1 protein-coding gene is annotated in these 280 nt (G+C 56.8%); it reads left to right on the top strand.

What is annotated here, in order from left to right:
- Positions 1-280: hypothetical protein (locus tag ACTHTU_RS11440; RefSeq protein WP_440362617.1), on the top strand; the 280-nt coding region annotated here is incomplete at both ends.

Raw genomic sequence — 280 nt, 5'->3', positions numbered from 1 at the left:
TTGACACTAAAGGCCTGACCTTCAACGGCGACAGCGGCAGCACCAATATCGAAAAACTTGGCTCCACCGTGACCGTTGCCGGCGACGACAACATCACCACCGAAGCCCAAGACGATAAAGTGACCGTCAAGCTGAACAAAAAACTGGTGATAGACAGCGTCGAAGCCGGCGACACCACCGTGAACAACGACGGCGTTAAGATCGCAGGCGGTCCTAGCCTGACCAAGTCCGGTATCGATGCCGCCGGCAAGAAGGTTACCAACGTAGCCGACGGCGACCT

The sequence above is a fragment of the Neisseria sp. P0020.S005 genome, from assembly GCF_051957055.1.
GTDB lineage: Bacteria > Pseudomonadota > Gammaproteobacteria > Burkholderiales > Neisseriaceae > Neisseria > Neisseria subflava_A.
The sequence above is the reverse complement of the archived record's forward strand: the minus strand, read 5'-3'. Positions and strand labels throughout refer to the sequence as shown.